We start from the raw sequence: 3,980 nt of genomic DNA, 5'->3' as shown, positions 1-3,980 counted from the left end.
GAATATGCCAGAGTGATAAAGCGGCTAGCGTGCGCCCAAGCAAAAAGAGCCGGCGGCTGCCGGCTCTTTTTTTGGAAAGTCCGTGGGGATCAGGCCGCCGCGGGCCTGCGCCCGGCAGCGGTGGCGAGTTCGCGGATGCCGGGCTCGATATGCTGCAGCGAGATCGAGGAGATGCCCAAGCGCATGAAACGCGAGGGCTTTTCGCTGCGGTCGAAGAACCGGTCGCCGGGCTCGATGATGACGCTGCGCGAAGCGGCGGCTTCGGCCAGGCCGCGCGAATCGGTGCCGCGCGGCCCTTCCAGCCAGAGCGATGTGCCGCCCGCCGAGTCGGTCGAGCGCCATTCTGGCAGGAAAGCGGAAATCGCATGGACCAGCCGCTTGCGCCGCTCGTCGAAGGCGGCGGAGAGCCTGCGCACCAGCGCCTCGTGATGGCCGAGCGACAGGAACAGCGCGACAGCGCGCTGGTTGTTCGCCGGCGGGTGCCTGAGCATGAAGCGGCGCAGCGCGCGAAGCTCGGCGATCAGCCCGGCCGAGGCCACGATGTAGCCAAGCCTGAGGCCCGGAGCCAGCGTCTTCGACATCGAGCCGACATAGATGACGCGGCCCGAGCGGTCGAGGCTCTTCAGCGCCTGCTGCGGCGCCTCGTCGAGCAGCTGGCTGTCATAGCCGTCCTCGATGATGATCTGGTTGTTGCGGTTGGCGCGCGCCAGAAGATCCTGCCGGCGTTCCGCCGACAGCGGCACCATGGTCGGGCAGTGATGGCTCGGCGTGACGAAGACGAAGCCGGAATCGCTGGGGATCGACGAGGTCACGATGCCCGACTGGTCGACCGGAACCGGCTGGATATCGGCACCGGCCAGCCGGAAGATCGAGCGGGCGTCGGGATAGCCTGGATCCTCCATCGCCACCTTCGAACCCTTGGTCATCAAGAGCGAGGCCAGCATATAGAGCGCGTTCTGCGCGCCCAGCGTCACGATGATCTCGTCCGGATTGGCAAAGATGCCGCGGCGCGGCAGCAGCCTGGCCTGGATCTGCTCGATCAGCAGCGGATCGTCGCGATCCACCATGTCGGACGCCCAATTGCGGATCTCGAGCACGGCCAGCGCCATGCGGTTGCACTCGCGCCATTCGGCGGTCGGGAACAGCGCCGGGTCGAACTGGCCGTAGACGAATGGATAGGAGGACTTGATCCAGTTGTCGTGCTTGGCCGGCGGCGGCATATCGCTTGCGGCGATCTGCCGGCGCGCCTTCCAGTCGATCTCGTTCTGCTGGTCGGGCGCCTTCTGATGCGGCTTGGCCGGGGTAGCCAGCACGTCAGGGTTGACGAAATGGCCGCGCCGCTCGCGCGCCACCAGGAAGCCCTGGTCGACCAGCTGCTGGAAGGCGAGCACCACCGTGCCACGGGCAACCCCGAGTTTTTCCGCCAGAATCCGGCAAGACGGCAGCGGCATCGAAGCGGCGATCTGTCGGTCGAGAATCGCCGCGACGATCGCCTGGCGGATCTGTGCCTGGAGGGTTTGGCCGGATTCAGCCGAAATCCGGAACAGGCCGGACCATATGGCCGTGTCATTGCGCTGTGGCATGGGAAATCATCCTCGGATGGCCAGCTGTTTTCACTTGGCTGGACCAGTGGAGTGTATGGGTGGCATAAGGGGTTGCGCCAATCAATTTTTCTGATCGCTGGGATTTATGCCAGTGATCTATCGGCCCGCGTTAGCGGTTCATTTAGCGATCGGTAAAACAATGCCGCAGTGCATCATAAAAGCGTGATGCACTGCGGCAATGCCGCGCTTGAATGAAATGGAAATCGGCTCAATAGAATGATGCGAAAATGACGCGACGACACGCGCCGGAAACATCCGGCCTGTTAAGATAAATCTAAAAACCCGCCAGGAGCCCGCCAGTGGATCAGTCATCTTTCGACAAGCAACTTGCCGAGCTGCGTGATCAGCGCGCGGCGGCCAAGGGCACGATGCGCGAGGCCTTCGCTGCCGATCCCAAACGTTTCGAGACGTTCTCCGCCACCGACGGCGACCTTCTCCTCGACTGGTCGAAATGCGCGGTCGACGCAAACACCATGACGATGCTGGAGAAGCTCGCCGGCGCCGCCGACCTCGCGGGACGCCGCGCGGCCATGTTCGAAGGCAAGAAGATCAACATCACCGAGAACCGCGCCGTTCTGCACACCGCGCTGCGCAACCTGACCGGCAAGAGCGTGATCGTCGATGGGCAGGATACCAAGGCTGATGTGATTGCCGTGCTCGATGCCATGGGCGCTTTCGCCGACGCCATCCGCTCCGGCAAGGCTGCGGGCGCCACCGGCAAGAAGATCACCGACATCGTCAACATCGGCATCGGCGGCTCGGACCTCGGCCCGGCGATGGTGACGCTGGCGCTGGCGCCCTACCATGACGGACCGCGTGCGCATTACGTCTCCAATGTCGACGGCGCCCATATCCACGACACGCTGAAGGGCCTGTCCGCCGAGACGACTTTGTTCATCGTCGCCTCCAAGACCTTCACCACGGTCGAGACGATGACGAATGCTGAGACGGCGCGCGACTGGGTGCAGAAGGCGCTTGGCAAGGAGGCGGTTGGCAAGCATTTCGCCGCCGTGTCGACCGCGCTCGACCTGGTGGCGAAGTTCGGCATAGAGCAGGACCGCGTCTTCGGCTTCTGGGACTGGGTCGGCGGCCGCTACTCGGTCTGGAGCGCCATCGGCCTGCCGGTGATGATTTCCGTCGGTCCGCGCAACTTCCGCGCCTTCCTCGACGGCGCGCATGAGATGGACGAGCATTTCCGCTCAGCACCCGTGCAGAAGAACCTGCCGGTGCTGCTGGGGCTGATCGGCTGGTGGCACCGGGTCGTCTGCAAATATCCGGCCCGCGCCGTCATCCCTTACGACCAGCGCCTGTCGCGATTGCCGGCTTATCTGCAGCAGCTCGACATGGAATCGAACGGCAAGAGCGTCACGCTGGACGGCACCGCGGTCGCCACGCCGACCGGCCCGCTGGTCTGGGGCGAACCCGGCACCAACGGCCAGCACGCCTTCTTCCAGCTTCTGCACCAGGGCACCGACTTCATCCCGGTCGAATTCCTTGCCGCTGCCGTCGGCCACGAGCCCGAACTGAAGCACCAGCACGACCTCCTGCTCGCCAACTGCCTGGCGCAATCGGAGGCCTTCATGAAGGGCCGCACGCTGGAAGAAGCGCGCGCGCAGATGCTGGCCAAGGGCATGAAACCGGCCGATGTCGACCGCATCGCGCCGCACCGCGTCTTCTCAGGCAACCGCCCCTCGCTCACCATCCTCTACCGCAAGCTCGATCCGCGCACGTTGGGCCGTATAATCGCGCTCTACGAGCATCGCGTCTTCGCCGAGGGCACGCTTTTCAACATCAATTCCTTCGATCAATGGGGCGTCGAGCTCGGCAAGGAACTGGCGACAGGCCTGCTGCCTGTCGTTGAGGGCAAGGAGACTGCCGCAAACCGCGACGCCTCGACTGCCGGTCTGGTGGGACACATCCACCACTTGCGCGGTTCGGAGTAAAAGGATTGGCAGACATCAAGGGAATTCTCTTCGACAAGGACGGCACGCTTGTCGACTTCAATGCAACCTGGCTCGGTGTCGCGGACTTCATGGCGATGGATGCCGCCGAAGGCGATCGCTGGAAGGCCGATCGCCTGCTCGCCGCCGCCGGCTTCGACTTCGTCACGAAACGCTTCAAGCCCGATTCGATCTTTGCCTCGGGTTCGAACATGGACGTCGTCGAACTGTGGTTTCCGCGCCTGTCCGACGAAGACCAGATGCATGCCGTTTCGCGCTTCAACGAGATCACCTCCGTGCAGGGCTCCTCGATGGCGGTGGCGCTTCCCGGCGTTCTCGATTCGCTGCGGGCGCTGCACACGCGATCCTACCGCATGGGCGTCGCCACCAATGATTCCACCAGCGGCGCCGAGAAGACACTCGCCACGCTCGGTGT

General features: G+C 64.1%; 4 protein-coding genes. 2 read left to right on the top strand and 2 right to left on the bottom strand.

What is annotated here, in order from left to right:
- Positions 1 to 89: 89 nt before the first annotated feature.
- Together EOA27_RS26035 and EOA27_RS26030 are read right to left on the bottom strand one after the other, a co-directional pair.
- Positions 90 to 1,583 carry a PLP-dependent aminotransferase family protein gene (locus EOA27_RS26035; RefSeq protein WP_040986066.1) on the bottom strand — a complete coding sequence of 498 codons (1,494 nt, stop codon included), beginning with the start codon at positions 1,581 to 1,583 and terminating at the stop codon, positions 90 to 92.
- Between the two features lie 138 nt (positions 1,584 to 1,721).
- Positions 1,722 to 1,916 carry a hypothetical protein gene (locus EOA27_RS26030; protein ID WP_126079690.1) on the bottom strand — a complete coding sequence of 65 codons (195 nt, stop codon included), beginning with the start codon at positions 1,914 to 1,916 and terminating at the stop codon, positions 1,722 to 1,724.
- Between EOA27_RS26030 and pgi the strand changes: the two genes are divergently transcribed.
- Both pgi and EOA27_RS26020 read left to right on the top strand, forming a co-directional pair.
- Positions 1,904 to 3,547 carry a glucose-6-phosphate isomerase gene (gene pgi, locus EOA27_RS26025; RefSeq protein WP_127257602.1) on the top strand — a complete coding sequence of 548 codons (1,644 nt, stop codon included), beginning with the start codon at positions 1,904 to 1,906 and terminating at the stop codon, positions 3,545 to 3,547. The two genes, EOA27_RS26030 and pgi, sit on opposite strands and share 13 nt — an antisense overlap.
- A 5-nt stretch (positions 3,548 to 3,552) precedes the next feature.
- Positions 3,553 to 3,980 (top strand): HAD family hydrolase (locus EOA27_RS26020; protein WP_145970534.1); only part of this gene is annotated, 428 nt, incomplete at its 3' end.

Source organism: Mesorhizobium sp. M2A.F.Ca.ET.037.01.1.1 (genome assembly GCF_003998075.1).
Classification (GTDB): Bacteria; Pseudomonadota; Alphaproteobacteria; order Rhizobiales; family Rhizobiaceae; genus Mesorhizobium.
Note: the sequence above shows the minus strand (reverse complement) of the source record. Positions and strands in the feature narration are given on the sequence as shown.